This window comes from Domibacillus sp. A3M-37 (genome assembly GCF_024213455.1).
Taxonomy (GTDB): Bacteria; Bacillota; Bacilli; order Bacillales; family Domibacillaceae; genus Domibacillus; species Domibacillus tundrae.
This window is the reverse complement of sequence record NZ_JANAVL010000001.1, coordinates 267,956-293,957: the sequence shown is the minus strand read 5'-3', so window position 1 is coordinate 293,957 and position 26,002 is coordinate 267,956. Positions and strand designations below refer to the sequence as shown.

General features: G+C 43.8%; 23 protein-coding genes and 1 pseudogene. 14 read left to right on the top strand and 10 right to left on the bottom strand.

What is annotated here, in order from left to right:
- Positions 1-186 precede the first annotated feature (186 nt).
- Entirely contained in the window at positions 187-2,334 is a 2,148-nt protein-coding gene (locus tag NLX67_RS01560; protein WP_254310106.1) for an MMPL family transporter, read from the bottom strand.
- A 332-nt stretch (positions 2,335-2,666) separates the two neighbouring features.
- Between NLX67_RS01560 and NLX67_RS01555 the strand changes: the two genes are divergently transcribed.
- From NLX67_RS01555 to NLX67_RS01530, 6 genes are all read left to right on the top strand, one after another.
- The gene (locus NLX67_RS01555; RefSeq protein ID WP_046178256.1) at positions 2,667-2,978 is read left to right on the top strand and encodes an antibiotic biosynthesis monooxygenase family protein; all 312 of its coding nucleotides are present in this window, start codon (positions 2,667-2,669) and stop codon (positions 2,976-2,978) included.
- Positions 2,979-3,050: 72 nt separating this feature from the next.
- Complete coding sequence (locus tag NLX67_RS01550; RefSeq protein ID WP_254310105.1) at positions 3,051-3,479, top strand: MarR family winged helix-turn-helix transcriptional regulator; 429 nt, start codon at positions 3,051-3,053, stop codon at positions 3,477-3,479.
- Between the two features lie 105 nt (positions 3,480-3,584).
- The gene (locus NLX67_RS01545) at positions 3,585-4,535 is read left to right on the top strand and encodes an ABC transporter permease (protein WP_046178258.1); all 951 of its coding nucleotides are present in this window, start codon (positions 3,585-3,587) and stop codon (positions 4,533-4,535) included.
- On the top strand, positions 4,528-5,475 hold the full coding sequence (locus tag NLX67_RS01540; RefSeq protein WP_046178259.1) for an iron chelate uptake ABC transporter family permease subunit: 948 nt from the start codon (positions 4,528-4,530) through the stop codon (positions 5,473-5,475). The genes NLX67_RS01545 and NLX67_RS01540 overlap by 8 nt, the downstream gene beginning before the upstream one ends.
- Positions 5,475-6,233 carry an iron ABC transporter ATP-binding protein gene (locus NLX67_RS01535; RefSeq protein ID WP_046178260.1) on the top strand — a complete coding sequence of 253 codons (759 nt, stop codon included), beginning with the start codon at positions 5,475-5,477 and terminating at the stop codon, positions 6,231-6,233. The genes NLX67_RS01540 and NLX67_RS01535 overlap by 1 nt, the downstream gene beginning before the upstream one ends.
- A gap of 15 nt (positions 6,234-6,248) precedes the next feature.
- A complete protein-coding gene (locus NLX67_RS01530) occupies positions 6,249-7,211 on the top strand; it encodes a siderophore ABC transporter substrate-binding protein (RefSeq protein WP_046178261.1) in 963 nt (320 codons plus the stop codon).
- 29 nt (positions 7,212-7,240) lie between these two features.
- Here NLX67_RS01530 and NLX67_RS01525 read toward each other — a convergent pair whose 3' ends face one another.
- From NLX67_RS01525 to NLX67_RS01515, 3 genes are all read right to left on the bottom strand, one after another.
- Complete coding sequence (locus NLX67_RS01525; RefSeq protein WP_254310104.1) at positions 7,241-8,674, bottom strand: sensor histidine kinase; 1,434 nt, start codon at positions 8,672-8,674, stop codon at positions 7,241-7,243.
- A complete protein-coding gene (locus tag NLX67_RS01520) occupies positions 8,664-9,344 on the bottom strand; it encodes a response regulator transcription factor (RefSeq protein WP_254310103.1) in 681 nt (226 codons plus the stop codon). Before NLX67_RS01520 ends, NLX67_RS01525 begins: the two co-directional genes overlap by 11 nt.
- Positions 9,345-9,457: 113 nt before the next feature.
- Positions 9,458-9,916 carry a hypothetical protein gene (locus NLX67_RS01515; RefSeq protein WP_046178263.1) on the bottom strand — a complete coding sequence of 153 codons (459 nt, stop codon included), beginning with the start codon at positions 9,914-9,916 and terminating at the stop codon, positions 9,458-9,460.
- Between the two features lie 208 nt (positions 9,917-10,124).
- On the opposite strand from NLX67_RS01515, the gene NLX67_RS01510 reads away from it, so the two are divergent.
- On the top strand, positions 10,125-10,466 hold the full coding sequence (locus tag NLX67_RS01510) for a substrate-binding domain-containing protein (protein WP_046178264.1): 342 nt from the start codon (positions 10,125-10,127) through the stop codon (positions 10,464-10,466).
- 121 nt (positions 10,467-10,587) lie between these two features.
- On the opposite strand, the pseudogene NLX67_RS01505 reads toward NLX67_RS01510, so the two are convergent.
- A pseudogene (locus NLX67_RS01505) lies at positions 10,588-10,707 on the bottom strand (nitroreductase family protein); the annotation flags it as partial.
- A 136-nt stretch (positions 10,708-10,843) separates the two neighbouring features.
- On the opposite strand from NLX67_RS01505, the gene NLX67_RS01500 reads away from it, so the two are divergent.
- The 3 genes from NLX67_RS01500 to NLX67_RS01495 all read left to right on the top strand — a co-directional run bounded on the left by NLX67_RS01500 (position 10,844) and on the right by NLX67_RS01495 (position 12,391).
- Positions 10,844-11,161, top strand: coding sequence for a winged helix-turn-helix transcriptional regulator (locus NLX67_RS01500; RefSeq protein ID WP_046178265.1), 318 nt, complete (start codon positions 10,844-10,846; stop codon positions 11,159-11,161).
- A gap of 74 nt (positions 11,162-11,235) precedes the next feature.
- On the top strand, positions 11,236-11,370 hold the full coding sequence (locus NLX67_RS22690) for a hypothetical protein (protein ID WP_256519501.1): 135 nt from the start codon (positions 11,236-11,238) through the stop codon (positions 11,368-11,370).
- A gap of 106 nt (positions 11,371-11,476) precedes the next feature.
- A complete protein-coding gene (locus NLX67_RS01495; protein ID WP_254310102.1) occupies positions 11,477-12,391 on the top strand; it encodes a CobW family GTP-binding protein in 915 nt (304 codons plus the stop codon).
- Between the two features lie 38 nt (positions 12,392-12,429).
- On the opposite strand, the gene NLX67_RS01490 is transcribed toward NLX67_RS01495, so the two are convergent.
- On the bottom strand, positions 12,430-12,750 hold the full coding sequence (locus NLX67_RS01490; protein WP_046178267.1) for a thioredoxin family protein: 321 nt from the start codon (positions 12,748-12,750) through the stop codon (positions 12,430-12,432).
- Between the two features lie 149 nt (positions 12,751-12,899).
- On the opposite strand from NLX67_RS01490, the gene NLX67_RS01485 reads away from it, so the two are divergent.
- From NLX67_RS01485 to NLX67_RS01475, 3 genes are all read left to right on the top strand, one after another.
- Positions 12,900-14,072, top strand: a complete 1,173-nt coding sequence (locus tag NLX67_RS01485) for an FtsW/RodA/SpoVE family cell cycle protein (RefSeq protein WP_046178268.1) — start codon at positions 12,900-12,902, stop codon at positions 14,070-14,072.
- A gap of 85 nt (positions 14,073-14,157) precedes the next feature.
- Entirely contained in the window at positions 14,158-17,010 is a 2,853-nt protein-coding gene (locus tag NLX67_RS01480; protein WP_254310101.1) for an ATP-binding protein, read from the top strand.
- Entirely contained in the window at positions 17,011-20,130 is a 3,120-nt protein-coding gene (locus NLX67_RS01475) for a hypothetical protein (protein WP_254310100.1), read from the top strand.
- Between the two features lie 43 nt (positions 20,131-20,173).
- Here the strand turns inward: NLX67_RS01475 and NLX67_RS01470 are convergent, their stop codons facing one another.
- From NLX67_RS01470 to NLX67_RS01455, 4 genes are read right to left on the bottom strand one after another with little or no spacing between them, the layout of a single operon-like run.
- Positions 20,174-20,527: a response regulator transcription factor gene (locus NLX67_RS01470; RefSeq protein WP_046178270.1), complete on the bottom strand. Its 354-nt coding sequence runs from the start codon at positions 20,525-20,527 to the stop codon at positions 20,174-20,176.
- Between the two features lie 21 nt (positions 20,528-20,548).
- Positions 20,549-21,946 carry a glycosyltransferase family 2 protein gene (locus tag NLX67_RS01465; protein ID WP_254310099.1) on the bottom strand — a complete coding sequence of 466 codons (1,398 nt, stop codon included), beginning with the start codon at positions 21,944-21,946 and terminating at the stop codon, positions 20,549-20,551.
- Complete coding sequence (locus NLX67_RS01460; protein WP_046178272.1) at positions 21,946-22,992, bottom strand: HEAT repeat domain-containing protein; 1,047 nt, start codon at positions 22,990-22,992, stop codon at positions 21,946-21,948. The genes NLX67_RS01465 and NLX67_RS01460 overlap by 1 nt, the downstream gene beginning before the upstream one ends.
- Positions 22,989-24,605, bottom strand: a complete 1,617-nt coding sequence (locus NLX67_RS01455; protein ID WP_254310098.1) for a diguanylate cyclase — start codon at positions 24,603-24,605, stop codon at positions 22,989-22,991. Before NLX67_RS01455 ends, NLX67_RS01460 begins: the two co-directional genes overlap by 4 nt.
- Before the next feature lie 163 nt (positions 24,606-24,768).
- Here NLX67_RS01455 and NLX67_RS01450 point away from each other — a divergent pair, with 163 nt between their 5' ends.
- Positions 24,769-25,797, top strand: a complete 1,029-nt coding sequence (locus NLX67_RS01450; RefSeq protein WP_254310097.1) for an oxidoreductase — start codon at positions 24,769-24,771, stop codon at positions 25,795-25,797.
- The last annotated feature ends 205 nt before the right edge of the window (positions 25,798-26,002 follow it).

Below are 26,002 nucleotides of genomic sequence, written 5' to 3'. Positions count from 1 at the left end.
CTTCGGGCCCGCATGATGCGGGTCATAAAGGCATTGCGACAAGATGTTACGGTTTTAGCCTTTGCTCCTTGGGCCCGCATGATGCGGGTCACGAAGGCGTTGCGACGGGATGTCGCGATTTTAGCCTTTGCTCCTTGGGCCCGCATGATGCGGGTCACGAAGGCGTTGCGACAGGATGTCGCGATTTTAGCCTTTGCTCCTTACATTATGTCGTCTAAACGGCATCCACCAGTTCGCGGAACCGAGCAGTTTCATTAAGCTTGGTACAAGAAGGAGCCGGACGATGGTCGCATCAATCGCAATCGCGACGGCAATGCCAATTCCAATTTGCTTGACCGGGACAACGCCGGTAAATGCAAAAGCACCGGTAATCACGATCATAATGAGTGCAGCAGACGTAATAATCTTGCTCGTGCTCGCCAGCCCTTCTACTGTCGCATATGTGTTGTCGTGTGTTTCCAAGTAATACTCGCGAATGCGGGAAATGAGAAATACTTCATAATCCATGCTTAGGCCGAAAACAAGACTAAACACTAAAACTGGCAAAATAAGCGAAATATCAGCCGGGTCCATTCCGAAGTGGCCGCCCTGGAACAGCCAGACGAGAATGCCGAATGTGGCGGCAAGGCTGATAACGTTCATTAAAATCGCTTTAAGCGGAATAATGATCGAACGGAACGCAATCATTAAAATAAAAAATGTTGAAATTAAAATGACCGACAAAACCGGAATCACTTTATTAAAAATTTCATCGTACAGCTCCTGGTTAAACTTCGGCTGTCCGCCAAACATGATGTCCGCCGGCCAGTCGTCCGCGCTCCAGTTACGAACGATCGTCTGCGCCGTATCAGAATCCGCCTCCACATCAAGTGAGATAGGGATGAGCAGCTTGTCTTCTTTTATAAAACCATCAATGGCCGGCTGAAGCTGGGCGGCTGCCTGTGGATTTTGGAGAACAGCAGCAAGCTGAACCGGATCGGTTTGGCCGCTAATGGAAAATAACGTTTCTGCTCCACTAACAGCTTCTTCTCGTTCGAATTCATCCTGTAAATTCTTCATCACAGCAAGCCCGTCTTCACTGAGCCAGCCATCTTCTCTTTCCGCTGCAGCATATACTGTTGACGCGGCATCCTGCATAAATTCCCGCTCAATTTTGTCATAGGCTGTCCGTGACTCAAACGTTTTTGGCAAAGAGTCTGCCGCCGGAATGGCAAGATTCATCTTTTGTACCGGAACGATGCCAGCGCCGAGAATGAGTAGCGCAAGCAAGGCAATCAGTATCGGCCGCTTCATGACAAAGCTGGCAAAAGTGCGCCATCGATTGGACGTATCGGGATTTGGACGGACAATCTGCCATTTATTTATGCGGTCGCCGAGTAGCTTCAGCATGGCCGGCAAAAGTGTCATGGAGGCGATCACTGCAATGGCAATAGCTATCATTCCGCCGATCGCCACATTTTTGAAAATATCAATATCGATTAACATCACCGAGCCGAGCCCGATAAACACACACAGCGCGGAAAACAAAATCGAGTGGCTGGCTTTAGACTGTGTGATCTGAAGTGCCTCATCAATCGTCCGTCCGTTCGCGCGTTCTTCTTTATAGCGATTAATAAATAGAAGCGAAAAGTCAATTGACAGCGCCAGCCCAAGCATCGGCACAATGTTTAAAATAAATATCGCCAGGTCCACGGAGTCGGCAATGAACGATAAAATGCCGAAGCCGGTCACAATTGTGACACCGCCAATAATGAGCGGCAAAATCGATGCAACAACGGTTCCTAGCGCAAGCAAAAGCACGATAAGCGCCACCGGCAGACCAATCAGCTCTGCCCGTTTTAAGTCGTCCTGGCTTGCCTTGTTAATATCTTTTGAGATGACCGGCCCGCCTGTTAACGAAATGCCATCTTCTTTTTTAATAATCGATCGGACATCGTCAATAACAGGGTCCATTGCAATAAATTCGTCGTCGAAGTGAACAGCTGCATACGCGATATCGTCTTTCAGCCACTCTTTTTTAACAAGCGGCGAGTCCACCGTGGAAGGAGAAACACCGTCGTCAATCTCGGTTAACACCGATTCGATTTTTGACTGAAAAGCATCTGCTGACTCGCTTTCACTTTTTTCAAACAAAACGAGCAGTGTATGCTCCGGAAAATCGAATGTGTCATGCAATTTCTGCTGAACAGTTTCATAGTCGCCATCTGTCCGGAATCCATCACCTTCAAGCTTAGAAGGAAGCTTTGCAGCAAAAAAGCCGAAGACAACAGCAGCGATCAGCCAAAGAACGAGTGTGATTTTCCAAAATTGAATAAAAAGTGGTTGATTGTTCACGATAGTAACTCCTTTTTTTCTCTATATTTCTATCATAAAGGAAAAACGGCGCTACTGGAAAATAATTAAACTATATAAATTGAACTGTTGTTTTTTCGCTGTGACCGATAAAATGCTGGAAGTGACTGATAAATAGGCCGATCTGACCGATAAATGCTTTTTATCGGTCGAATGATCACTGTTATCGGGTTAATGCCGCTTCTGTTATTCTAAAAATGAGACGTCATTCTTTTGTTCAACTTATATAGGAAAAGGTATTGACGTTGAAAATCATTATCAATATAATGAACATTATGAAAATCATTCTCATTTAAGAAGAAAGGAGAAAGAAAATGTTTATTGAAATGAAAACGATCATCGTGCAGCCTGGTACAGCTCATCTTATCGTGGAAAACTTTCAAGGGAAAAATGCAATGGCCGATATGGATGGCTTTATCGATAAACGCATTCTTGTTCGGTCACGCAACAAAGAAGAAGAAAAAGTGATTGTGACGATTCGCTGGGATTCTGAAGAAGCGTATAAAGGCTGGAAAAAAAGCCCGATTCACATTACGGGACATCGTGAAAAACGCGAAAAGCCGCCATACGTGATCGATTCCATGAGCGAAACGTTCACAGAAGTGTCATCCGTAACGCCTGTTTAACCGGACATGTACTTGCGCCGACAAGCTCTTTCCTTTAAAATGAAATGGAAAAGCTGTCGGAGGAGAATAGTGATGTATAAGCTAGATGACTCACTTGGGTATAAGCTGTTTCAAAGTTCGCGGCTCATGACCAACAGGCTGAACCAGTATTTCCGATTAAAAGGCTATCCGATTACACATGAACAATGGCAAGTGTTAAGCCGTCTATTTGACAAAGACGGACAAACACAGCAGTCGCTCGCTGCGCTAAATGAACGGGATGAACCGAGCGTATCACGCCTCGTCGCCAATATGGAACGAAGCGGGCTCATTGAAAGGCGTTCACACCCGACAGATAAACGGATTAATCTTGTATTTTTATCGGAAGAAAGCAAAAGGCTAAAGAAAGAATACACCGCAGTTGCTGAGCAGACGATTCAAGATGCGTCTTTTGGCATTGACCCGAATGTATTTGCAGAATGCCTGCGGACATTGGATCAAATCCGTCGCAATTTGGCGTAAAAAAGCGTGCCGGTTCTTAATCGGCATTTATATTTTTCACTTCAATTGAGAATGAGTCTCTCTATCATCATTTGCATGACAGCAATACAAAGGTTAGGACAAATTATGAAAAAACGCTACTTAGTTCTATTGCTTATTGTGTTATCTTTTACATCGTTATTTGTCGGCGTGACAAGTATTTCGCCGATTGATCTATTCCGGTTTGATGATCATCAGACGCAAATCTTCTGGCAAAGCAGGGTGCCGCGGCTGATCAGTATTTTAATCGCGGGTGTGACACTGAGCATCAGCGGGTTTATTATGCAGCAGTTAAGCCGTAATAAATTCGTTTCTCCAACAACTGCAGGGACGATGGATTCGGCCCGGTTCGGGATTTTGATCGCGCTCATTGTGTTTACCTCCGCCAGCCCATTTGAAAAAATGGTCGTTGCGTTTATTTTCTCGCTTGCGGGCACTTTTTTGTTCATGAAAATCCTCGACCGGATTAAAATGAAAGATCCGATTTTTATTCCGCTTGTTGGGCTCATGTTCGGGAATATTATCAGCTCAATTACGACGTTTTTTGCATACAAGCATGACTTGATTCAAAATATGTCGGCCTGGCTTCAAGGGGATTTCTCCATGATTACGGCGGGCCGCTATGAAATGCTTTATATCAGCATTCCGCTCGTTGTGATTGCGTACATATTTGCTGACCGGTTTACGATTGCCGGCCTCGGCGAAGATTTTGCAAAGAACCTTGGCTTGAATTATAAACAGGCTGTAAATATCGGTTTGATTATTGTTGCATTGTCCACGACGCTCGTTGTGTTGACAGTTGGGCTTATTCCGTTTCTTGGTCTCGTTGTTCCGAATATTGTGTCGATTTACCGGGGCGACAATTTAAAAAACAGCTTGTATGATACGGCGTTGCTCGGTGCAGTATTCATTTTATTTTGCGACATTCTCGGCCGAATCATCATTTTCCCTTATGAAATTCCGATTGGCTTGACCGTCGGCGTCATTGGGAGCGGGATTTTTATTTACTTGCTGATGAGGAGACGGGATTATGCGTGAAAAAAGCAAATTTATACTGTTAATCGTTCTGGCGGCCGCATCGATTGCCGGCTATATGTTTATTGAACTTGGACCGAATTGGGATTACGCGCTGCCGAGACGTGCGGAAAAAATTGCGGCGATTGTTTTAACAGGAACGGTCATTGCGATTGCGACATTATTGTTTCAAACGGTCACCAACAACCGGATTTTGACCCCGAGTATTATCGGACTTGATTCGCTTTATATGCTTGTGCAGACGACGCTTGTTTTTTTCCTGGGCTCAACCAGCCTGACGGTGATGAACAAGCAGGTGAACTTTGCCATTTCAATTGGCTTTATGGTTGTGTTTGCGCTTATTTTGTACCGGTTCTTGTTTCGCCGGGAAGGGCAGAACATTTACTTTTTATTATTGCTTGGGTTAATTTTCGGTACCTTTTTCGGCAGTTTTACATCGTTTATGCAGGTGCTGATCGATCCGAACGAATTTCAAATTATTCAAGACCGGATGTTCGCAAGCTTTAATAACATCCAAACGGAAGTCCTTGTGATGGCAGCCGTTATTACGGCGGCGGTGCTGCTTTATTTAACGAAATTCGTGAAATATTTGGACGTCTTGTCACTTGGAAAAGAAACAGCCATCAACCTTGGTGTCGACTATGATTACACTGTGAAGCGGCTGCTCGTTATTGTGGCAATTCTCATCTCGGTTGCGACAGCTCTTGTTGGCCCTATTACGTTTCTTGGACTTCTTGTTGTAAACGTTGCATATGAAATGTTTAAAACGTATAAACATTCCGTGTTAATTTTCGCTTCAGTGCTTGTGTCAATCGTGGCGCTGACAGCCGGGCAAGTGCTTGTTGAACATGTCTTTACATTTTCGACACAGCTCAGCGTGATCATTAACTTTGTCGGCGGTATTTACTTTATATACTTATTGTTAAGGGAGAGTAAAACATAATGGTAGAAGTGCAATCGATCTCGAAATCATACGGATTAAAAGCAGTTGTCGATGATGTCTCAGTGAATATTCAAAAAGGCAAAATCACGTCTTTTATCGGTCCAAACGGTGCCGGGAAAAGTACACTTCTGTCCATTATCAGCCGGTTGATGAGCGCTGATACAGGAGAAGTATTAATTGACGGCCAAAAAGTAAATGAAACGAAAAACCGGGATTTGGCGAAAAAAATCGCAATCCTCAAGCAGTCGAATCATTTAAGCCTGCGTTTGTCGGTTCGGGATCTTGTTTCATTTGGCCGGTTTCCTTATTCGCAGGGAAAGCTGACGAAAGAAGACCATGTCTACATCGATGAAGCGATTCGCTACATGGAGCTTGAAGATATGCAGGACCGGTATTTAGATCAGCTGTCCGGCGGCCAAAAGCAGCGTGCGTTTATCGCGATGACGATTGCGCAGGATACGGAATACATCTTACTCGATGAGCCGCTCAATAATTTGGATATGAAGCATTCGGTTCAAATTATGAAAGTGCTGCGCAGACTGGCTGACGACCTTGGCAAAACGATACTGATCGTGATTCATGACATTAACTTTGCTTCTGTTTATTCGGATTATATCGTTGCGTTAAAAGACGGGAAAATTGAAGCACAAGGAACGGTTAATGAAATCATTACAAGCTTGACGTTAAAGCAAGTATATGGGATGGATATGTCGATACAAGAAATTAACAATCAAAAAATATGCGTGTATTTCAGCTAATTAAAGGAGAAAACAATGAAAAAATATTTATTATTTATTGTAATGGCTTTATTTGCAATGATCGCGGCGGCATGCGGATCATCAACGTCGAGTGAGGAAAATACAGCAGAACCAGCGGAAAAAAATGAAGCACCAACAGAAGTAACGGTTACACATGAGCTTGGTGAAGCAACCGTACCTGTAAATCCTGAAAAAGTCGTTGTATTTGATTTTGGTTCACTTGATACAATGGCAGAGCTTGGCGTTGAGCCAGTTGGTCTTCCGAAAGAAAACATTCCGGATTATTTATCCCAGTTTGAAGATGAGAAATATGAAAACACAGGAAGTTTAAAAGAGCCTGATTTTGAAAAAATTAATGAGCTGGCACCGGATTTAATCATCATTTCCAGCCGCCAAATGGATTTGTATGATCAGTTCGCTGAAATCGCCCCGACGGTTTATCTTGCAGTAGATGATGCAAATTACATGGAATCATTTAAGAAAAATGCCACAACCATTGGCCAGATTTTCGATAAAGAAGCAGAAGTAGAAGAAAAACTGGCAGCGATTGATGAAAAAGTTGCCGCATTAAATGAAAAAGCGTCAACAATGGAAGGGAACGGACTTGTTATTTTGGCGAATGAAGGCAAAATTAGCGCATACGGTCCTGCTTCACGCTTCGGTATCATTCATGATGTATTCGGCGTGAAACCGGCAGATGAAAACATTGAAGTATCGACACACGGACAAAGCGTATCATTTGAATACCTTGTTGAAACAGATCCAGACTATTTATTTGTTGTTGACCGCGGTGCTGTTGTAGTGGATGGAGAATCTTCTGTGAAGCAAGTAGTCGAAAACGATCTTGTCAAAGGCACAAAAGCAGTGAAAAATGACAATGTTATTTACCTTGATCCAAACGTTTGGTATCTGTCAGGCGGCGGATTGCAGTCTGTGCCGGCTCAAGCGGATGAAATTGAAAAAGCTATTGCTGAGTAAAAAGGAAAAACAGGACCGATGCCTAAGCATCAGTCCTGTTTTTTTATTTTAAGGGTAAAGGTTGTGCCGAGCGGTGAGGTTTCTTTTAATTCCAAATCGCCGTCCATCGCCCGGGCGAGCAGCTGGCTGAACGGCAAGCCCAGGCCAAGTCCACGGATTTTATATTTCTTATTTTCGCCGCGGTAAAAGCGTTCGAAAATCAACGTTTTTTCGGATTCTGGGATGCCGATTCCTGTATCCGACACATCAATCAATGCACACGGGTCCTCATTTCGAACGGTTACGGCCATTTGTCCTTTGCTTTCAATCGCATGTGCCGCATTGTTCAGCAAGTTCATCATAATTTGCCGAAAGCGGTTCGGGTCAGTCAAAACGATAAGGTCACGTTCGTATGGATGAAAGTGAACCGGAATGTCATCTGAATTACGTGCTAAATTCCATTCATGCACGATGCCGCGTGTCAATTCATTCAGTTCGTGCGGTGCGGTTGAAACCGGCAGCGCATTAGCCGCGAACGTGTTAAACTCCAGCAAGTCGTTAATCATTGTCTGCATGCGTTCTGTTTCTTTCAATGAAATTGTAATAAACTCTTTCGCTTCTTCTCCTGTCACGACATCATCTTTTACCGCCTGGAGCAAGCCGCTGATCGATGTAACCGGTGTTTTTAACTCGTGTGTGACACCAGCCAGCAGTTCAGCCCGGATTGATTCTAACTGCTCCAAACGAATGGCCATGTCGTTAAACGATATGACAAGATCGTACACTTCCTGCTCTTTTGCTTTGGATGGCATAAGAGAGACACCATAATTGCCGTTGCGGATTTCTTTCGCAGCAGCAGCCGCTGCGCTGATCGGACGTGCAAGGCGCCGTGATAAAATATAAATGGCCGCCCAGCCGAGCAAGCCGCTTCCTAAAATGAACAGCGCAAGAAGCCTGTATTCATCGTTCAAATCCGCAAATTCATCTTCCGGCTGAAGCATAACGACCCAGCCAAACGTCACCTCATCCACAATAATTGGTTTTTTAATTAAATAAACGAGTGCATCATTATTTAATCCTGAAAACGTCTGTACTGAGCTTTTTTTCTCCAGCACAGCAGAAGGAAATGAGCTTTCTTTATACAGATCCTGATCGCCTGCAGATAAAATGGTCCCGCCTGCATCAGTAATAAAAATGGAAGGCGGAGACTCCATTTTCATCAGCTCGTCCCGGGCATCAAGCATATCCTGATCGAGATAAGTAGATTGCGTAGTGTCTTCTACATTCTGCTGGCTCCCGGCAATCCGTCCGGCCAGTTCAGCCGCTAAAAATTCAGATACGTCCAGCCGGTTTTCAAGCGTTGTGTGCCGGATCCAGACGACCGACAGCATAGCCAGCACAAGCAGCCCGACAGCGAGCGTCACTGCATACCGCGTTGTCCAGTAGCGAAGCAGCGAAATACGCCGTGTTTTATTACTCAACAACAAACTGATACCCCACTCCGCGCAGCGTTTTAATTTCTCCTTCAGACGACGGCCATTTTGCGAGTGCTTTACGAATCCGTTTTACTGATAGATCGACAGCACGGTCGCTTCCTTCGTAGTCGTGTCCCCATACTTCATCAAGCAGCTGGTCTCGCGTAAATGTCCGGTTCGGCGCCGCCGCTAAAAATAACAGAAGAGATAAGTCACGGGGCGTCAGTGTAATTTCTTTATTCGCCAGCATGATCCGGTGTGCTGTAAAATCGATCGTCAGACTGCCGAATTGATGAACTTTTTCATCTGGACGGCTTTCTTCGGAACGGCGCAGCACCGCCCGAACACGCGCCACGACTTCGTCTGCAATAAATGGCTTTGAAATATAATCGTCTGCGCCGCCGTTTAATCCGTTAAGACGGTAATTTACATCATTTAACGCTGTCAGCATAATGACCGGACAGCTGCCGTTCGTCCGGATTTCTTTTAATACGGCCCAGCCATCTTTGCCGGGCATCATAACATCCAGCAAAACAAGGGAAGGCGGGGCCAATTGAAATTTTTCCACCGCTTCTGTTCCGTTAAATGCCTGAACCACCTGAAAACCGGCCTTTACCAAATATACTTTCAGTACCTGGCTGATCGCAGGCTCATCTTCTGCTATTAAAATTGTCTGCATTGAACATACGTCCTTTCCCTATTGATACGCGCCATGGCCAAATTCATTCTGTTTGTGGCCAGTCCAGCATCTATAAACAGATTCGACAAAAAACCGGCCTCGCTTGGCCGGTTTTAATAAAATCCATTTAATTGTTCAGCCGCTTCAGAATTCACCTCAGAAATAGCAGTAATCAAGTCTTTCGTACGCTGCCCGTCTGTTTCAATACCAAAGTAGCCGGCTGCATTATGTACATATGTTTCATGGACCTTTTTTACCTCGAGACGAAGCGCTTTTTCCTCTTTACCATCCGTCTTAATGCCAAGAGCAGCGGCTTGATGCTGCAGTTTCGCCAGCCGGACTTTTTTCGCAGCTGTTTCCAAATCGTCGCCTTCAATATGAATGCCGAGTGCTGCCGCCTGATCGGCAATGACATCAGCGAAATTTTTCGTTCCAGTTCGTGTGACGGACGGCGCCGCCTGTTCTTTAATAAGCTGCGGAGAAGCGGCTTGAGCTGGAGAAGAGGAAACACCGCTTAAAATCGTGATCGATAGCGCACCGGTCATAACATATGACATTGTTTTCTTCTTCATAATCCTTCCTCCTGTGTATTTCCTTTACTAGATAATTTCATTTTACCCGAGAATTATGTCGAGTACATGTCAAATTGATAAATTTTTTATATTTTTTCATATCCAGTCGTGAATATTTTTTTGAAAATTTGCTTGATCTTTAAAATAACATCGCTTATTGTCTAGTTAAGCGCTTTCTTTAAAATAAAAATTCAGAAAAGTAATCGCTATGATTTCAGAAGCGAAAAACGCGGCTAAAAAACTGCTGGAGCTTCCAAAAAAGCCGACAGCTGTGTTTGCGGCGACCGATCTCATTGCCATTGTATTAATCAATGAAGCGCGAAATGCCGGTGTGAAGGTTCCAGAGGATTTATCGGTTATCGGGTTTGACAATACGATTTATGCGGAAATATCAGATCCGGGCTTAACAACGATAGAGCAGCCCATTACGGAGCTTGCTAATTATTCATTTGATCAGCTTTTGCAGTTAATTGAGCAGCCTGATCGAATCGGCCATCGCATCATGCTGTCGCCGACATTAATTGAAAGAGGATCTGTTCAAAAAGCATAGACAAACGAGCTCAATCTAAATAAAAGCACGGACTTTTCTTTCTTGAAAAGTCCGTGCTTTTTTGAATAAAAAGCGGTCTGGATTATTTATATACCTTCTCCTGGTTTTCAATCGGTGAAAATTATTTATCGCCAGCCGGTGCTGTCGGTTTGCCAAAGGGCATTTGCGCCATAAGCTTCCAATCTTCCGGAACGCACCACTCAACCGCTGCTTTTTCATCGATTAACGGACTATAGTGCTGAAATTTTGTTACATTTAGAAACATAGTTTAAAAAAATAATTTAAATAAATAAAGTTACTATGTTTTAAAAAGTGGAAAGATATCATTTTCTTTTGAAATGATGTATACTAAAAATATACAAATGAGGTGATCGAGTATGAATCTTTGTCCGAAAGTTGAAAAAGCGATGCAGCTTTTAGGAAAACGCTGGACAGGTCTTGTCATTAAGCAGCTTCTTGAAGGCCCGCAGCGTTTTTCTGAAATTAAAGCTGGATTTCCGATCAGCGGCAAGCTGTTGACAGAAAGACTGAAAGAGTTGGAAGACGAAGGCATTGTCACAAGAAAAGTATATGCAGAAGTGCCCGTCCGGGTTGAATATACGTTGACTGAAAAAGGAAGTGCGCTGAAAGCGGTCATTAGTGAAATAGAACATTGGGCGTCTGACTGGATGGAAGTCGAAGAACAAGTGCAATAATTGAGACCTTTGTCTCGTTTTAGCTGGCAGCATGGCGGGAATGGGACAGATAATATGATTAAAGGAGAAACAATATGTCCCGTGAACAGCAAAAACTGCTTGAAGTCATGCAGGAAGCATATTTGCATGGTGAACAACGAGATACAGAATTAACAGCATTATTGACGCTTATTACCGAGAAATTGTCATCAGTCGTGAAGCCCGAGTAAGCAGGAGAGAGAACTCCTGCTTTTTGTTTTGGCAAAAAGAGAAGAAATGTGTAGAATAAAGAGGGTGCATTAAATCGGAATTGTTTTGATTTAAGGGAGGTTTGAAATGATGAAGACAGAACTTTATATTATTGGCGGTTTTCTCGGCAGCGGGAAAACAACTTTATTGCTTCAATTACTGGAGCAGGAAAAAAAAGCCGGCCGAAAAGTGGCTGTATTAATGAATGAAATTGGTGCCATGTCCGTCGATTCAGCCCTGCTTGGGGAAGATACAGCAGTGCGTGATATGCTGAATGGCTGCATTTGCTGCACGATTAAAGATGAAATCGAAGTTGAGCTGCTGACGCTTTATAAAGATCACCGGCCGGACGTTATTTATATTGAAACGACAGGCGCTGCGCATCCGATGGAAGTGCTGGATGCATGCATGTCGCCGGTTATTGCCATGCAAATTGATGTAAAAGGTATTTTAACACTTGTTGACTGCGCCCGCTGGATGGAACGAAACCGTCTGCCAATCGCGCATCGGAAGCTGATGGAAGACCAGGCGCGCTGGAGTGATGTTGTCGCACTCACGAAAACAGATCTCGTGACTGAAGAAGCATTGGCTGAGATTAAACAAGATATTCGGTCGCTTAATGAAAAAGTGGATATTCGTGAAATGAAGTATGGGAAAATAGAAGGCGGCGCCATGTTTGGCGGCGGCAGCCGGTCGGAAGAAGGGCACCACGTCCACCAGCACTTGCACGTTAGAACATTTGCCTATGAGTTTGTTAATCATGTGCCGCGCGCTGCCTTTATAAAGTGGGTCGAGCAGCTGCCAGATTCGGTGCTGCGGATAAAAGGATTTGTGAAATTTGAAGACACTGGTGAACGGCCTGAGCTGTTTCAATATGCATACGGTGTCCCATTTTTTCAGCCGCAGCCGATGAAGCGGCGGGCGGTCATCGTTGTCATCGGGGATGGGCTTGATAAAGAAGCCTTGCGAAATGGATTAAACAAGCTGGAAGGAGTTTTTTAAAAAAGCCGGTTCGCGTATGAACGCGAACCGGCTTTTCGTTAGACAGGGAGACTTTTCAAGTAGTCGCGCACTTCTTCCGGGGACTTGGCATTGGCGCTATGCAAATGCGCGAGTTTTTCACCGTCTTGAAATAGGAGCAGGCTTGGTATGCCCATCACGTCATATTTTTGCGCTGCATCAGGGAAATCATCACGGTTCAATTCAAACCATCGATACTGTCCGTAATCAGCGATAATGTCATCGATAAACATATCCATTCTTGTACAGTCCGGGCACCAGCCGGCGTAAAATTTAATGATGACCGGCTCACTTCCGGCAATGATTTCTTCAAATTGTTCATTCGTTTTGATCGCTTCCATGTTACAACTTCCTTTCTATAATAGCCTGTCCACGTATTTTATCATGATCACGCACAGATTTCTCGTTTCTGAATCGTTTGGCTGTTGTAGAATCATATAATAACGTTATAATAAGAATCGGTCTATTTTTAGGAGAAAGAGGAATTTACATGAATTCTCAACAACAATCAAGCCGCATTGATTACGGGTTGATGTTAATTTTGTTTATGCTGTTTGTTGTCAGCTGTGTCGCGATTTACAGTGCACAGACGACCGGTCAATATGGTACAAACTTTGTCATCCGGCAAGTTGTCTGGTATGTGGTTGGAATTGGCATTATTACTTTATTTATCCGCTTTGATTCAGATCAATTTCATGGCATGTCTTGGTATTTGTACGGCATTGGGATCTTTCTGCTTGTTTTTTTAATTATTGCACCGTCATCCATTGCGCCGACAATTAATGGCGCAAAAAGCTGGTATCGGTTTCCCGGAATAGGACAAATCCAGCCATCCGAGTTTTTTAAAATTTTTCTTGTTTTAACGCTGTCTCGGATTATGGTGAATCACCATTTGAAAAATCCGATTAAAACGATTCAAAGTGATTTACTTCTTCTGGTAAAGCTTGGAGCCACAACTGGAGTGCCGCTTCTCTTAATTATGCAGCAGCCGGATCTCGGTACGTCGCTCGTGTTAATTTCCATTTTGCTCGGGATGATTTTTGTCTCTGGTATCACCTGGAAAATTTTGCTTCCGCTGTTTGGTAGTGCATCGGCGCTCATTGCGCTTATTTTTTACATGGTTTTGTGGCACCCGGCCATTCTCGAAAAATACTTGGGCGTGAAGCAGTATCAGTTCGGTCGTATATACTCCTGGCTGGACCCTTACAATTATGAAAGCTCGACTGGCTTCCATTTAACAAGGTCGCTCCTTGCGATTGGTTCCGGACAGACAATGGGCAAAGGATTTGGTTATAGGGAAGTCTATCTCCCTGAAAGCCATACTGACTTTATTTTTAGTATTATCGGAGAAGAGTATGGATTCATTGGCGCATCGATCGTCGTCAGTCTCTTTTTTGTGCTGATCTACCACATTACAAAACTCTCATTAACGACAAAAGTACCTTATTATTCTTACATGTGTGCGGGTGTGATTGCGATGATTACTTTTCACGCGTTTCAAAACATCGGCATGACGATTGGCCTTCTGCCGATTACTGGGATTCCGCTTCCGTTTATCAGCTACGGGGGCAGCTCGCTGATGGGGAATATGCTGGCGCTGGCACTTGTTTTTTCGATTACGTACAATGAACGTCACTATATGTTTTCATCTGATCAATCGTAACCCGCTCATGCAGCGGGTTTTTTGTCTTTTTGTTACTATGGTAACAGTCTATAATGAAAATACGGAATTGAAAGGGAGGACACGTATGAAATGGGCCTTGAAATCTGGTATTCGGCGCCAGTATTTGCTTTTATCACTATCTATTTTATTTGTTTTAACAGCGGCAGGGGTGGGTGCCTTTGTTTATATGAAACAGTCACAAGAAGAATTGATGTCAAAGCGAGAAGCGTTATATGATAAGCAGGTGAAATTGGAGACACTGCGGGATTCGCTAAATGATATGTTTTTTCGGGCAAGAGGGTATGTGGCTTTTCGCAATAATGAAGAGCTTGAGCAGGTGTATATAGATATTAAACAAGTAAACGATGCACTCACTGAATTAAAAAACATTCATTTAAATGTGGAAGAAAAACAATTAACACAAGAGCTTACTGAATTTATGGCTGCCTATGAAAATGAATCACTGCCTGCTGTGATTGAAATGGTAGAAAGAGATGATTACGAGGCACTTCGCGTGTTTTCCGACAATGGCATAACCGATTCCGTGAATCGTTTTATGACTTATGCAAAGCAATACAAAACAGATATAGATGACGATCTGGAAGCGTTGTCGAAAGAAACGCTTCAGCAGGCCAATCAATTCACACTGGTGATGATTGTCTTTATCTTTCTATTATTCTTGTTTATTTCCTATTTAATTTGGCGCATGATGAAAGAGATTGTAAGACCGCTTGAACATATGAGAAAAGTGGCGGATGATTTCACGTCCGGAAAAAACTTTTCCTTGCTGCCGGTCAATCGAAATGATGAGATAGGTGTGTTGTTTTCTTCGTTCGGGTCCATGATCCGGACTATAAGAGAAAAAGAAGAGGAATTAATGGCGCAAAATGAAGAGCTTATTATGCAGCAGCAAGAATTGCAGGAGCATCAAACGAAAATTGAAGATTCGCTTCGTGAAACAAAACAAACGAAAGAACGGCTGGAGCGCTACAACGAGTTAAATCATGTTCTTTCCTTTTCGCTTAACAAGCAGGAGCTTGCGGACAGTGTGCTGGAGTATTTAGATAATGTCTATCAGCTGGACCTGGGGATGTTTTGGCTTCGGGATAGTGGAGAGCATGCACTTAAAGGCATGACGACAACGATGTTTGAGGAGTTTTCAGCCAGCCGGACGGAATATATAGACCAGCGTTTAAAGGAAAAACCGTTCTTTGCGTTAACAAGAGAAGCCCTTCATGAAAAAGGACTTGCTTCGGAAACCGTCTACGTAAATGACTATTTTGCAGGCGTGCACAATGCAGACGGACAAATGGCCGCTTTATTCGGCGGTTCAAGAATTGGGCGTGCTTTTTCCTTGGAAGAGCAGAAAGACTTGCTTGGTTTGTTAAATCGAATTTATTTAGCGATTGAACGCATTCAGTTATATGATCGTAATGTAGGGGAACGGATATTAAATGAACGGATTGTGAACAACATTAACGAGGGCATTCAATTTGTTGGGATCGATGGCATGATGCTGCAGCGAAATGAAGCGCTTTGCTCGATTCTTAATTGCGGCAATGTGCCGCTTGATGCAGCGGTCGAAAAAGAACAGTGGATTGATCGGCTGGCCAGTCAAACCGATGATCCGCCAAAAATGAGAGAATTTTTGGAAAAATGTATATCTAAACATGAGCACGGTGTCTATGAATATCGGTATAGAGTTTTAGAACCTTCAGAACAGGTCATTGATGTATACAGTGCCCCGGTTTTAATTGAAGGAGAAAAGACGGGAACTATTTTTGTTCATCGTGATATTACGAAAGAATATGAAGTGGATCAAATGAAAACGGAGCTGGTCAGCACTGTCAGCCATGAACTCCGCACACCCCTTTCAAGTGTTCTCGGTTTTACAGAACTGCTGCTTCATAAGCAGTTAAAGCCGGAAAAACAAAAAAAATACTTAGAAACGATTTACAAAGAAGCGAAAAGACTGACAAACTTAATCAATGACTTCCTTGATTTACAGCGAATGGAGGCGGGCAGTCAAGCTTATCAAATGGAAGAATTGCAGATCAATGAGATAGCGGTTGAAGCTGTAGCCCGTTTCCGTTTAGAAAGCAGTCACCCGATTGTCGTAGTAGATGAAGCGGCAAATGTCCGGGTTGAAGGTGATAAAGAGCGTCTCGCCCAAGTGCTGACCAATCTTCTTGGCAACGCAATGAAGTTTTCACCAGATGGCGGCCATGTGACGGTGACTCTTTCAAATGAAGAGAATGAGGTCATTGTATCAATACAGGATGAAGGTATTGGTATTCCAGCCGAAGCTTTACCGAAGCTGTTTAATAAATTCCAGCGCATTGATAATAGCGCACGCAGAAAAATTGGCGGAACAGGGCTGGGGCTGGCGATTTGCCGCGAGATTATCGAAAGGCACAATGGAATGATTACAATCGAGTCAGAAGAGGGAAAAGGAACAACAGTCCGTTTTTCATTGCCGATTCTTTCATCAGGAAAGAGCCGGGTGATTCGTGAGGAAGGAAGAGAAAACAGTCCGTCTGTTATGATAGTTGAGGATGATGTGAGCCTGGCTCTTCTTTTATCAGAAGAGCTAAAAATGAATGGCTTTACGGTTATCTATCACTTGAATCCGTCAGAAGCCTTTGAAGAAGCAAAACGAACGCGGCTTGTGGGCATTGTCATTGATATAATGCTCGGTGACGATTTGAATGGATGGGATTTAGTAGGACTTTTAAAAGAAGAAAAAGAAACCAGGGACATTCCGATCATTATTTCTTCTGCACTTGACCAGAGCGAAGAAGCAGAAAAACTAAATCAAATTGATCATTATTTAACGAAACCGTATCCGCCTAACCAGTTGTCCGAAGCCGTCCTTGGGTTTTTAACTGAGCCAATGCAGCAGGGTATTATTTTCTATCCGGAGAGAGGTTCTGATTAAATGCAAATAAATAAAAAGTGGATGATACTGCCGGGCATCCTTCTTCTGCTTTTCCTGCCCCGAATGATATGGGAGCTTAGCGATACAAGAGAAGAAAAAGTTGTCATTTTAGATAAGACGGTTCCCACGGATAACAAGAGAGAGCACCGGGCCCTCGCCTGGGTGCTAAAGCATTTGCGCTTTGACACTTTTGGCGGGGAGAACGACTATTATGGCTACTTTCCCGAAAAAGAAATAAAAGAAAGAGCGCTGCCTGAAAGCCTTCAAGACGCCGACGTTATTTATGTAGCCGACACATACGGTGTGTACGACAAGAATGAAGATTTAGTGTATGGCGGCCTCCAAATGAAAGAGTGGGAAGCGATCAAGCAGCAAACAGCCGATCATTCGACGACGCTTGTGATGGAATTCAATACATTCGCTTCTCCGACAAAAGCGGATGTAAAAAACAACATGGCTTCTTTTCTTCATACAAAGCCAACTGGCTGGACCGGCCGTGTTTTTAAGGATTTGAACAGAGAAAACGAGGAGCTGGCCAGTGTATTACCGCTTTATGAATCTGGCGGGGAAAAATGGGCGTTTCAAGGAGCCGGTTTTGTTCTCGTAAACGAAGAAAAAGAAAAAGTGATTGTGCTTTCAGATGAAGCGGGAGAGGTAAACGATACGCAATTAACGATGAATTTTACGGAGGAAGGAAAACGCATAACGGGTCTTGATAAAGGAGCCCCGTACACGTATTGGTTTGATATAACCATACCGGACAACGAAAATGATATTCTAGCAAACTACCAATGGGATTTATCAGAAAAGGGAAAAGCGGCAGTAGAAAAAGAAGGCATTCCGCTGTCATTCCCGGCGGTGATTCACCATTCCTATGAACAGTCCGATTTATTTTATTTCGCAGGAGATTTTGCGGATACAGCAGAAGTCTCTTTCGTTTATAAATATGCCGGTTTTGCTTCTATGCGTGCGCTGATTACACCATCCTCTCTTTATCCGGAGCAGGCATTTTTCTGGAAAACGTATGTGCCGCTTATGAAAGGCGTATTGGCTATGGAGAAAAGGGCAGAAAAAGAAGCGGCGGCAGTTCCGGTGGAAGAGAAAAACGGCCTTTCTTACACAGCACGTTTAAATGGCGATCGGTTTGATGTGTTTGAAGACGGCAAATGGAAAACGATAACGGCCAAAGGCGTAAACATCGGTATGGGCAAGCCGGGCGCTTTTCCGGGAGAAGCCGCCATTTCAGAATCGGAGTACTATGACTGGCTGATCCAGATAGGTGAAATGAATGCCAATGTAATTCGCGTTTATACAATTCATCCACCCGGTTTTTACAACGCATTAAAGAGATATAATGAGGAACACGACAAGCCGATTTATGTGCTGCATGGTGTCTGGGTCGACGAAGAGCCTTTAGAGGAAACTCTTGATGCGTTCACGCCAGAAATTACGGAGGAGTTTCAGTCTGAAATGAAACGAGTTGCCGATGTGATTCACGGCAATGGGGATATTGAACAGCGAACAGGTCATGCGTCAGGTGTGTACCGGGCGGATATATCGCCTTATGTGATCGGATGGGTGCTCGGAATCGAATGGTATCCGTATATGGTTGATAATATGAAAACAAAATATGCGGGCCTTGCTCAATACGAAGGGGAGTTTGTCCGGACAGAACAAGCCGAACCGATGGAAATTTGGCTGGCCGAACAAATGGATTCAATGATGAAATACGAGGCCGATACGTACAAGTGGACAAGGCCGATGAGCTTTACAAACTGGGTAACGACGGATTTGCTGGAACACCCTGCTGAGCCGCAGGAGCAGGAAGATTTAGTATCAGTTAATCCGAATACGATCAAGCCGAAAAGGGATACCGAGATGTTTGCTTCTTACCATGTGTATCCGTATTATCCTGACTTTTTAAATTTAGAAGAAAAGTATTTAACATACAAAGATTCACGCGGTGAAAACAACAGCTATGCCGGATACTTGCATGATCTTCGCGCAGCGCATAACATGCCGGTGCTGATTGCAGAGTTTGGCATCCCTGCTTCCCGCGGCATGACCCATCGAAATGCGTTCGGCTTAAATCAAGGCTTTATGAGCGAAAAGCAGCAGGGTGAAGGACTGATTCACCTGTATGATGATATTTTAGCGGAAAAGATGATGGGTGGTCTTGTATTTACATGGCAGGATGAGTGGTTTAAGCGAACATGGAACACAATGGATCTCGATGATCCGGACCGGCGTCCATTTTGGTCAAATGCCCAGACGAATGAGCAGCAGTTTGGCTTGATGAGCTTTGACCGGCTGCTTGTGAAAACAGACGGAAACGTCAACGACTGGGAAGAGGTTAAGCCGTTCTATGAGAAGGAAGATAATCTTTATGTGACGCACGATGAACGCTACCTTTATATCCGATCGAAAGAAGTGAATGGGCGGATGCCAACACTTTATTTTGATGTTCATCCGACTATCGGAAGCAAGAAGTTTGGCGATCTATCGTTCCAGTCAAACGAACCGGAATTTGTTCTATCATTCGACAGCCGGGAAAAAGGAACACTGCAGGTCGATGCCTATTATGATACTTTTATGTATCAGTACGGATTTAGTGTACCAATGTTAAAACCAGCGCCGCAAAGACCGATGAATAACAGCGGCAAGCTAAACCCGATCCGATTGGCGTTAAATAAAGAAATTACCCGTCCTGATACAGGGGAAGTGCTGCCGTTTGATTACTATGAAACAGGTGTTATGCGGTTTGGCAACAGTAATCCAAAATCACCTGATTATGACTCTCTAGCTGATTATTATGTCGACCAAAAATCAGGAAACATTGAAATCCGTATTCCATGGCTGTTATTGAATGTGAAAGATCCAAGCAGCTTAAAAGCTACAGGGGATATTTTCAAAGAAGGAATGGAAGCAGAAGAAACAATTGAAGGTATTGGCATTGCAGCTTCTTTTGCAGGAGAATTCACAGTGCCCGATTCCTCAGAGAACGCTATTCCAGAGATGAATATGTACGAATGGGAATCATGGGAAAATGAGACCTTATCAAGGGAACGGCTGAAGCCATCGTACTACATGCTTCAAAAGCGCTTCGAACAAGAAGATTAATAACTAGAAAAACGGACAGCTCCTCAACAGAGCTGTCCGTTTTTTAGTCAAGAATGCTTTGAACAAGTGACATTAATTCAATCGGGCTAAAGGGCTTTGCCATAAAATAATCGGCTCCGCGCGACATCGCCAGTTCCCGGTCTGCTTCCTGGGCTTTAGCCGTTAACATTAAAACGGGTGTGGAAACTCCGTTTTTGCGAATGGTTTCCAGCACTTCCATTCCTGTAAAGTGTGGCATCATGTAATCCAGGATGATCAAGTCATGTGCTTGTGTCTGAATATGATGCAATGCTTCTTGTCCGTCTTCTGCTTCTGTAATGTCAAAATCGTCTTCCAGTGTATCCACAATTAGCATGCGTAAAATTTCTTCATCATCCGCTACTAAAATCTTTTTCAATTCAGCCCACCTCCATGTGGTTTAAGTTGAGATTCCTTTTCGTTTCATATCGCCCCAATGCTGCTTCTTTCGGAAAGCCGCAAAAATGCCCTGGATCCGCCAAATGACCATAAGCGGCCGGTACCAAAATGTCTCTGTCAGCGCCCAGCCGTATAACCGAACCAAATGAGAAACTTTTGGATATTTATGAAGCGTCAATTCTTCCAAAAGTACGGCAAGCGCAGAAATAAGAGACCCGTAAAAAATAGTCACTAAAAACAGAAGGCCGGCAATTTTCGGATCAATCAGTGAAAAAAAGAAGCCGCCGAAAATAATAAAATAACCGCAAAACTCAAAAATGGCCCCAAGCAATTCAACGAATAAAAAATAAGGCATCGATACCAGCCCGATCGATCCATAGGAAGGATTGAGCATCATTTTTTTATGCGTCCAGAGCGTTTCAGACAGACCGCGCTGCCAGCGGATGCGCTGCGACCGTAAAACCTCGAGCGATTCCGGTGCTTCTGTCCAGCAAACAGGGTCCGGTATGTACTCAATTCGCTGCTTTGATTTTTCTTCTTTCAGCAATCTGTGCAGACGAACAACAAGTTCCATGTCTTCGCCAACTGTTTTCTTATTGTAGCCGCCGGCGCGGATGACCCGCTCTTTATGAAAAACACCGAAAGCACCGGAAACAATCAGCAAAATGTTCAGCCGGCTTAGCGCCAGCCGGCCAATCAAAAAGGCACGGAAATACTCAATAATCTGCATAAGGACAAGCGGATGACTTGGCAGATTAATCGTTTCCACTTTACTTCTTGAAATGGTCGATCCGTTTGCAATCCGCACAGAACCACCTGTTACAATAACCTGGCCATCTGATTCAATAATCGGCTTCATTGTTTTTAAAAGCGCATCATTTTCAAGGATTGAATCGCCGTCAATGGCGCAAAAGTAAGGGTACGATGATAGATTAATGCCTGCATTCAGTGCATCTGCTTTTCCGCCATTGGCCTTTTTGATAAGGCGGATATAGGGGAAAACAGACGATTGGTAAATGGCTTTAATATCAGCAGTCTGCAAATAAGTTCGGACAGCATAGGGAATCTCTATCATTTGAAATTCCTCAATCATCCGAGCTGAAGTTTGATCCTTGGACCCATCATCAATCACAATAATCTCTTTTTCAGGATATTCAAGAGCGAGCAGGGAGCGCACTGTACTGACAACCCCGACTTCTTCATTATAAGCAGGAACAAGCACGGAGACGGGAAATGTCCGGTCGTTTCCTGCTATGTCCTCTGTTGCTTCATGGGGATCTAATTCACTTTCACGATACACTTTCCGAAAGGCCAGTAAAAAAAGAGTAATATAACTTAAGCTGGAAAACAGCATATAAGCAATAATTACATAAGAAAGAACAAGGAAAAATACATTCATTAATTGGCACCCCCCGGTCGATAGATCTGCCACTGTGCAGCCATATCCCGCCCGTAACGATCAGAGTGGTTTTCGGACAAATGAGCAAGAATGACATCGCCATCTGAAAAGTGGGTAAATGCTTCAGCCGCAGAATAACGGACCCACCAAACAGAATCTCCCAGCAGCGTGCTCAATATTTTTTTATAGCGGGAAAACTGCAAAATGCCAGCTATACGTGCAGCAAACATGCGCTCCGTCCAAATCGATGATTCAAAAAAGGGTGCAAGCAAATCAGGATCTGACATATACTCCAGCCGGAACAGCGTTTTGAGAGCTTGAATCCTTGTCTCAGCATGAGAACTTTCCAGCTCTTTTTCAACAGCTGGGAGAAAAGACATGGCACCGGACTGTCCGATAAAGACAAGTGCAGCATATTTCAATGTCACATCTGTGCCGTCAAGAGCAGACTGGATTTCCTTCACGGTGCCTTCTTTCTGCAAGCGGTTAAAGACATCGACATACAGCCGGATTGGCACATTTGGAAACCGGCTTAACTCTTTACTAACCTTTGTTTCATCTAGTGAAGCAAGCGTCCGAATGAGCTGCTGTGTTTCAACGTCTAGTTTATTGGCAGCGGTAAGCCGCTCGAATAAAACAGGAGACAGGGAAGCCATATGGAAATCTTCAATGTAATGCAGTGTGTTTATTCGTCTCGCCCAATTACGCTGGCCAAGTATTCGGCTGTAGGGTTCTGTTAAAAATTCTTCAGACAATTGTTTGACTAAAGGTGAAATATTCGCTTCTTTTGTGAACGCAACATAGCCATTTAATAATCGTTCCAATACGACTGCCTGATGTCGGGTAGACCGGATGGCATATAGAAAGCGCACGTCGGAAGGTTCGATAATATAGGAACTGAAAGGTTCGGTTAAATGGTTATACTGGCTTTCTATTTCTTCTTCATAGCGCTGCCGCTTTTTTTTGCGAATGACTAGATAGAAAAGAAGCGCAATTTGGAAAAGAAAAAGAAACGCGATCATCAGAAGAAAAAAATAAATGGTCATTTAAACATCCTCTTTGTGAGGCGCTGCACCCGCGCGACAACTTCCTGCGGATGAAATGGCTTTACAATATAATCATCAGCTCCACTTTTTAAAGCCAATACAATATCCGCTTCATTTGTCCGTGCCGTCAACATCGATACGACAATGTTGTCATCCGGAAATTGTTTGCGAATATTGGTAAGCACTTCCATACCATCCATTTTTGGCATAATGCCGTCTAAAAGAATCATGTAATTTTCATCCGACTTGTACCAGTCGGACTCTAAAAAGGAGATGCCATCCGGGTACTCATGAATCACGACATCAATTTCATTCGGTTTCCAGCCTGAGAATTGTTTCGACAACATTTTTCGCACGAGCAAATCGTCATCGACAATCATAATATTCAAATGGCGCTTTACATCACCGCTGTCGATTTCGTATATAACCGACTGATTCCGGCCATTTCGCTTTGCTTTATACAGTGCTTGGTCCGCTTCATTTAAAACCGTCGCTTCATTAATGCGATATTCGGACGCTCCCGCAGAAAACGTTACAGAAAACGGGTCAAAGGGCGGCACAGTAAAAGTAATCTCAGCCATTTTTGAGCGAATCCGCTCAATTAAAACGACAGCCTCTTGCGGCGTTGTATCAACGAGAATTAAAGCGAATTCTTCTCCGCCATACCGAAAGAAATAATCGGTTTCCCGTTTCATTTTTAAAACAAGCGAGCTGAAGATCCGGAGAACGTCATCGCCGGCAGGATGCCCATACCGATCGTTCACTTTTTTAAAGTAATCCAAATCCAGCATGACAAGCGTATAGGTGTGCCGCTTTCGTTCGGCTAAAGAAGACATTTGTGAAAGAGTTTGCGTGAATTGCCGCCGATTTCCTGCACCGGTTAGTTCATCTGTTAAGGCAGACTGCCAAATCGCAAATTTATTTTTCAGCCGGTTTAAAATGTACGGAACAAAAACTGTTATATCAAGCGGCTTTGGAATAAAATCCATGGCGCCCATTTCAAGCGCCCGTATTTGATTTTCAATTTTTCCGTCAACACTAATCAATGTAACAGGTACATACCGGCTTCTGGCAATATCACCGATTTGTGTTAATATATCAAAGCCGCTCATATCCGGCAGCTGCACATCCACAATGACCATATGAGGCTGAAGGGTGTAAAACAACTCTACGCCCCGTTTGCCGGTCAACGCAATGACCACTTGAACCCCATTTTCTTCGAGTGTTTCTTTTATGAATGAAGCAAACTCTACATCATCGTCAATCACTAAAATAAAAGAGCTGTTTTCTTCAATCGAAACAGGGACTTCCTCAATCTGCTCCACTTCTAAAATAGCAGCGTCTTCTTCTTCACGAAAAAAATTTCGCATCAGCAAAATAAAGTTTTTTAACGAACGAACTGAAATTAAGATATTGCTTGTTTCAGAAAGGTTTTCCAGCTGCGTGGTACAAAAAGAAGACATCTCGTTCATTCCGATTGTACCGGCGGTTCCTTTCATCGTATGTAAAAAGCGGTACAAATCCCGTTCTTGGATATGCTCCTGATCAAACCAGCTGGAAAAATCCTTTTCCATCCGCTTAGAAAGCATTGCTCGGTAATCATTTCGAGACATAATAAGTCAATCCCCTCAAAAGTAGTGAAAAGGTTCTATTTTTATTCTATCCTATTATACTATATGTAGCACTACGTCGAACACATTGAACATGATTCGTTTGAATAAGAAAAAGATCGGGAAATGTGTTAAAAAATGAACAGAAAACAAAGGAGACGAAAACATGAGCTCAATCGGTACAGCAATCATTGGATATGGTTTTTCAGGCTCTACTTTTCATGCGCCTTTTTTAGACGAGATGGAGGAGTTTACCGTTGTATGCGTTCTGTCTTCTAATGAAGAAAAAGTGAAAAAGGATTTGCCGAATGCCGATGTGGCAGGGGAAATAGAGGATATCATGGCGCGGACAGATGTAGAGCTGGTCGTTGTGACGACCCCGAGCAGCCTGCATTTTGATCTGGCGAAAAAAGCACTTGAAGCAGGGAAACATGTCATTGTGGAAAAACCGATGGTACCGACATTAAAGGAAGCAGAGGAACTTGCAGCCTGCGCAAAAGAACACAACGTGGTGCTGAGCGTTTTTCAAAACCGTCGTTATGACGGAAACTTTTTAACGGTTAAAAAGTTAATGGATGAAGGAAGGCTTGGCGACATTTATGTGTATGAAGCACATTACGACCGCTTTGAACCAATCATCTCAAATGGCTGGCGAGAGGAAAACAAACCTGCTTCCGGAATCCTTTACGATCTCGGCGCTCATTTAATCGACCAGGCATTGTCATTGTTCGGTATGCCGGACAGTATCACAGCGGACATCCAAAAGCAGCGTCCGAATGCAGTGGTTGATGATTATTTTCATCTTATCCTCGCATATGGATCCAAACGGGTGATTTTGCATAGTAGCATGATCACTTTTGAACAAGGATCGAAATACAAAGTACACGGCACCCTCGGCACGTTTATGAAAAAAGGAGAAGACCCGCAGGAGGATGAATTGTTAGAAGGGCGTCGGCCGGATGGCGCCGATTGGGGCATGGATCCACTTGATCAATATGGAACGCTTTATACGAGCAGCGGAAGCGAAAAAATCGTGACCCTTCCAGGCGATTACCGTCATTACTATAAAGGTATCTATGAATGTGTTCGCCATGGGAAGCCGTGCCCGGTGGCAGGCGAAGAAGGAGTCATGACGATTCGGATCATTGAGGCGGCTCTCGCAAGCAGCCGGGAAAAGCGGACAATTGAAATATAAGAAGGAAAGGTGTCTCTTATGAGGAGACATCTTTTTTATCGATTTTGGGCGAGAAGACTCCCGCCTCAGGGAATGAAAAAGGCTTTGCCCGATGAGCAGGCACGCACCAGAACCATTGAGGTGCCGGCTGCGACAAAGTATCGGAAAGAAGGGAAAAAAGAGAGAATGCACGAGCAAACATTCAAGATTCATAGATCGAATAACA

Coding starts and splice junctions, on each gene's coding strand:
- NLX67_RS01555 (WP_046178256.1), top strand. CDS start 2,667: ATGTTTATTGAAATGAAAACGATCATCGTGCAGCCTGGTACAGCTCAT.
- NLX67_RS01550 (WP_254310105.1), top strand. CDS start 3,051: ATGTATAAGCTAGATGACTCACTTGGGTATAAGCTGTTTCAAAGTTCG.
- NLX67_RS01545 (WP_046178258.1), top strand. CDS start 3,585: ATGAAAAAACGCTACTTAGTTCTATTGCTTATTGTGTTATCTTTTACA.
- NLX67_RS01540 (WP_046178259.1), top strand. CDS start 4,528: ATGCGTGAAAAAAGCAAATTTATACTGTTAATCGTTCTGGCGGCCGCA.
- NLX67_RS01535 (WP_046178260.1), top strand. CDS start 5,475: ATGGTAGAAGTGCAATCGATCTCGAAATCATACGGATTAAAAGCAGTT.
- NLX67_RS01530 (WP_046178261.1), top strand. CDS start 6,249: ATGAAAAAATATTTATTATTTATTGTAATGGCTTTATTTGCAATGATC.
- NLX67_RS01520 (WP_254310103.1), bottom strand. CDS start 9,344: ATGCAGACAATTTTAATAGCAGAAGATGAGCCTGCGATCAGCCAGGTA.
- NLX67_RS01515 (WP_046178263.1), bottom strand. CDS start 9,916: ATGAAGAAGAAAACAATGTCATATGTTATGACCGGTGCGCTATCGATC.
- NLX67_RS01510 (WP_046178264.1), top strand. CDS start 10,125: ATGATTTCAGAAGCGAAAAACGCGGCTAAAAAACTGCTGGAGCTTCCA.
- NLX67_RS01500 (WP_046178265.1), top strand. CDS start 10,844: ATGAATCTTTGTCCGAAAGTTGAAAAAGCGATGCAGCTTTTAGGAAAA.
- NLX67_RS22690 (WP_256519501.1), top strand. CDS start 11,236: ATGTCCCGTGAACAGCAAAAACTGCTTGAAGTCATGCAGGAAGCATAT.
- NLX67_RS01495 (WP_254310102.1), top strand. CDS start 11,477: ATGATGAAGACAGAACTTTATATTATTGGCGGTTTTCTCGGCAGCGGG.
- NLX67_RS01490 (WP_046178267.1), bottom strand. CDS start 12,750: ATGGAAGCGATCAAAACGAATGAACAATTTGAAGAAATCATTGCCGGA.
- NLX67_RS01485 (WP_046178268.1), top strand. CDS start 12,900: ATGAATTCTCAACAACAATCAAGCCGCATTGATTACGGGTTGATGTTA.
- NLX67_RS01480 (WP_254310101.1), top strand. CDS start 14,158: ATGAAATGGGCCTTGAAATCTGGTATTCGGCGCCAGTATTTGCTTTTA.
- NLX67_RS01475 (WP_254310100.1), top strand. CDS start 17,011: ATGCAAATAAATAAAAAGTGGATGATACTGCCGGGCATCCTTCTTCTG.
- NLX67_RS01465 (WP_254310099.1), bottom strand. CDS start 21,946: ATGAATGTATTTTTCCTTGTTCTTTCTTATGTAATTATTGCTTATATG.
- NLX67_RS01460 (WP_046178272.1), bottom strand. CDS start 22,992: ATGACCATTTATTTTTTTCTTCTGATGATCGCGTTTCTTTTTCTTTTC.
- NLX67_RS01455 (WP_254310098.1), bottom strand. CDS start 24,605: ATGTCTCGAAATGATTACCGAGCAATGCTTTCTAAGCGGATGGAAAAG.
- NLX67_RS01450 (WP_254310097.1), top strand. CDS start 24,769: ATGAGCTCAATCGGTACAGCAATCATTGGATATGGTTTTTCAGGCTCT.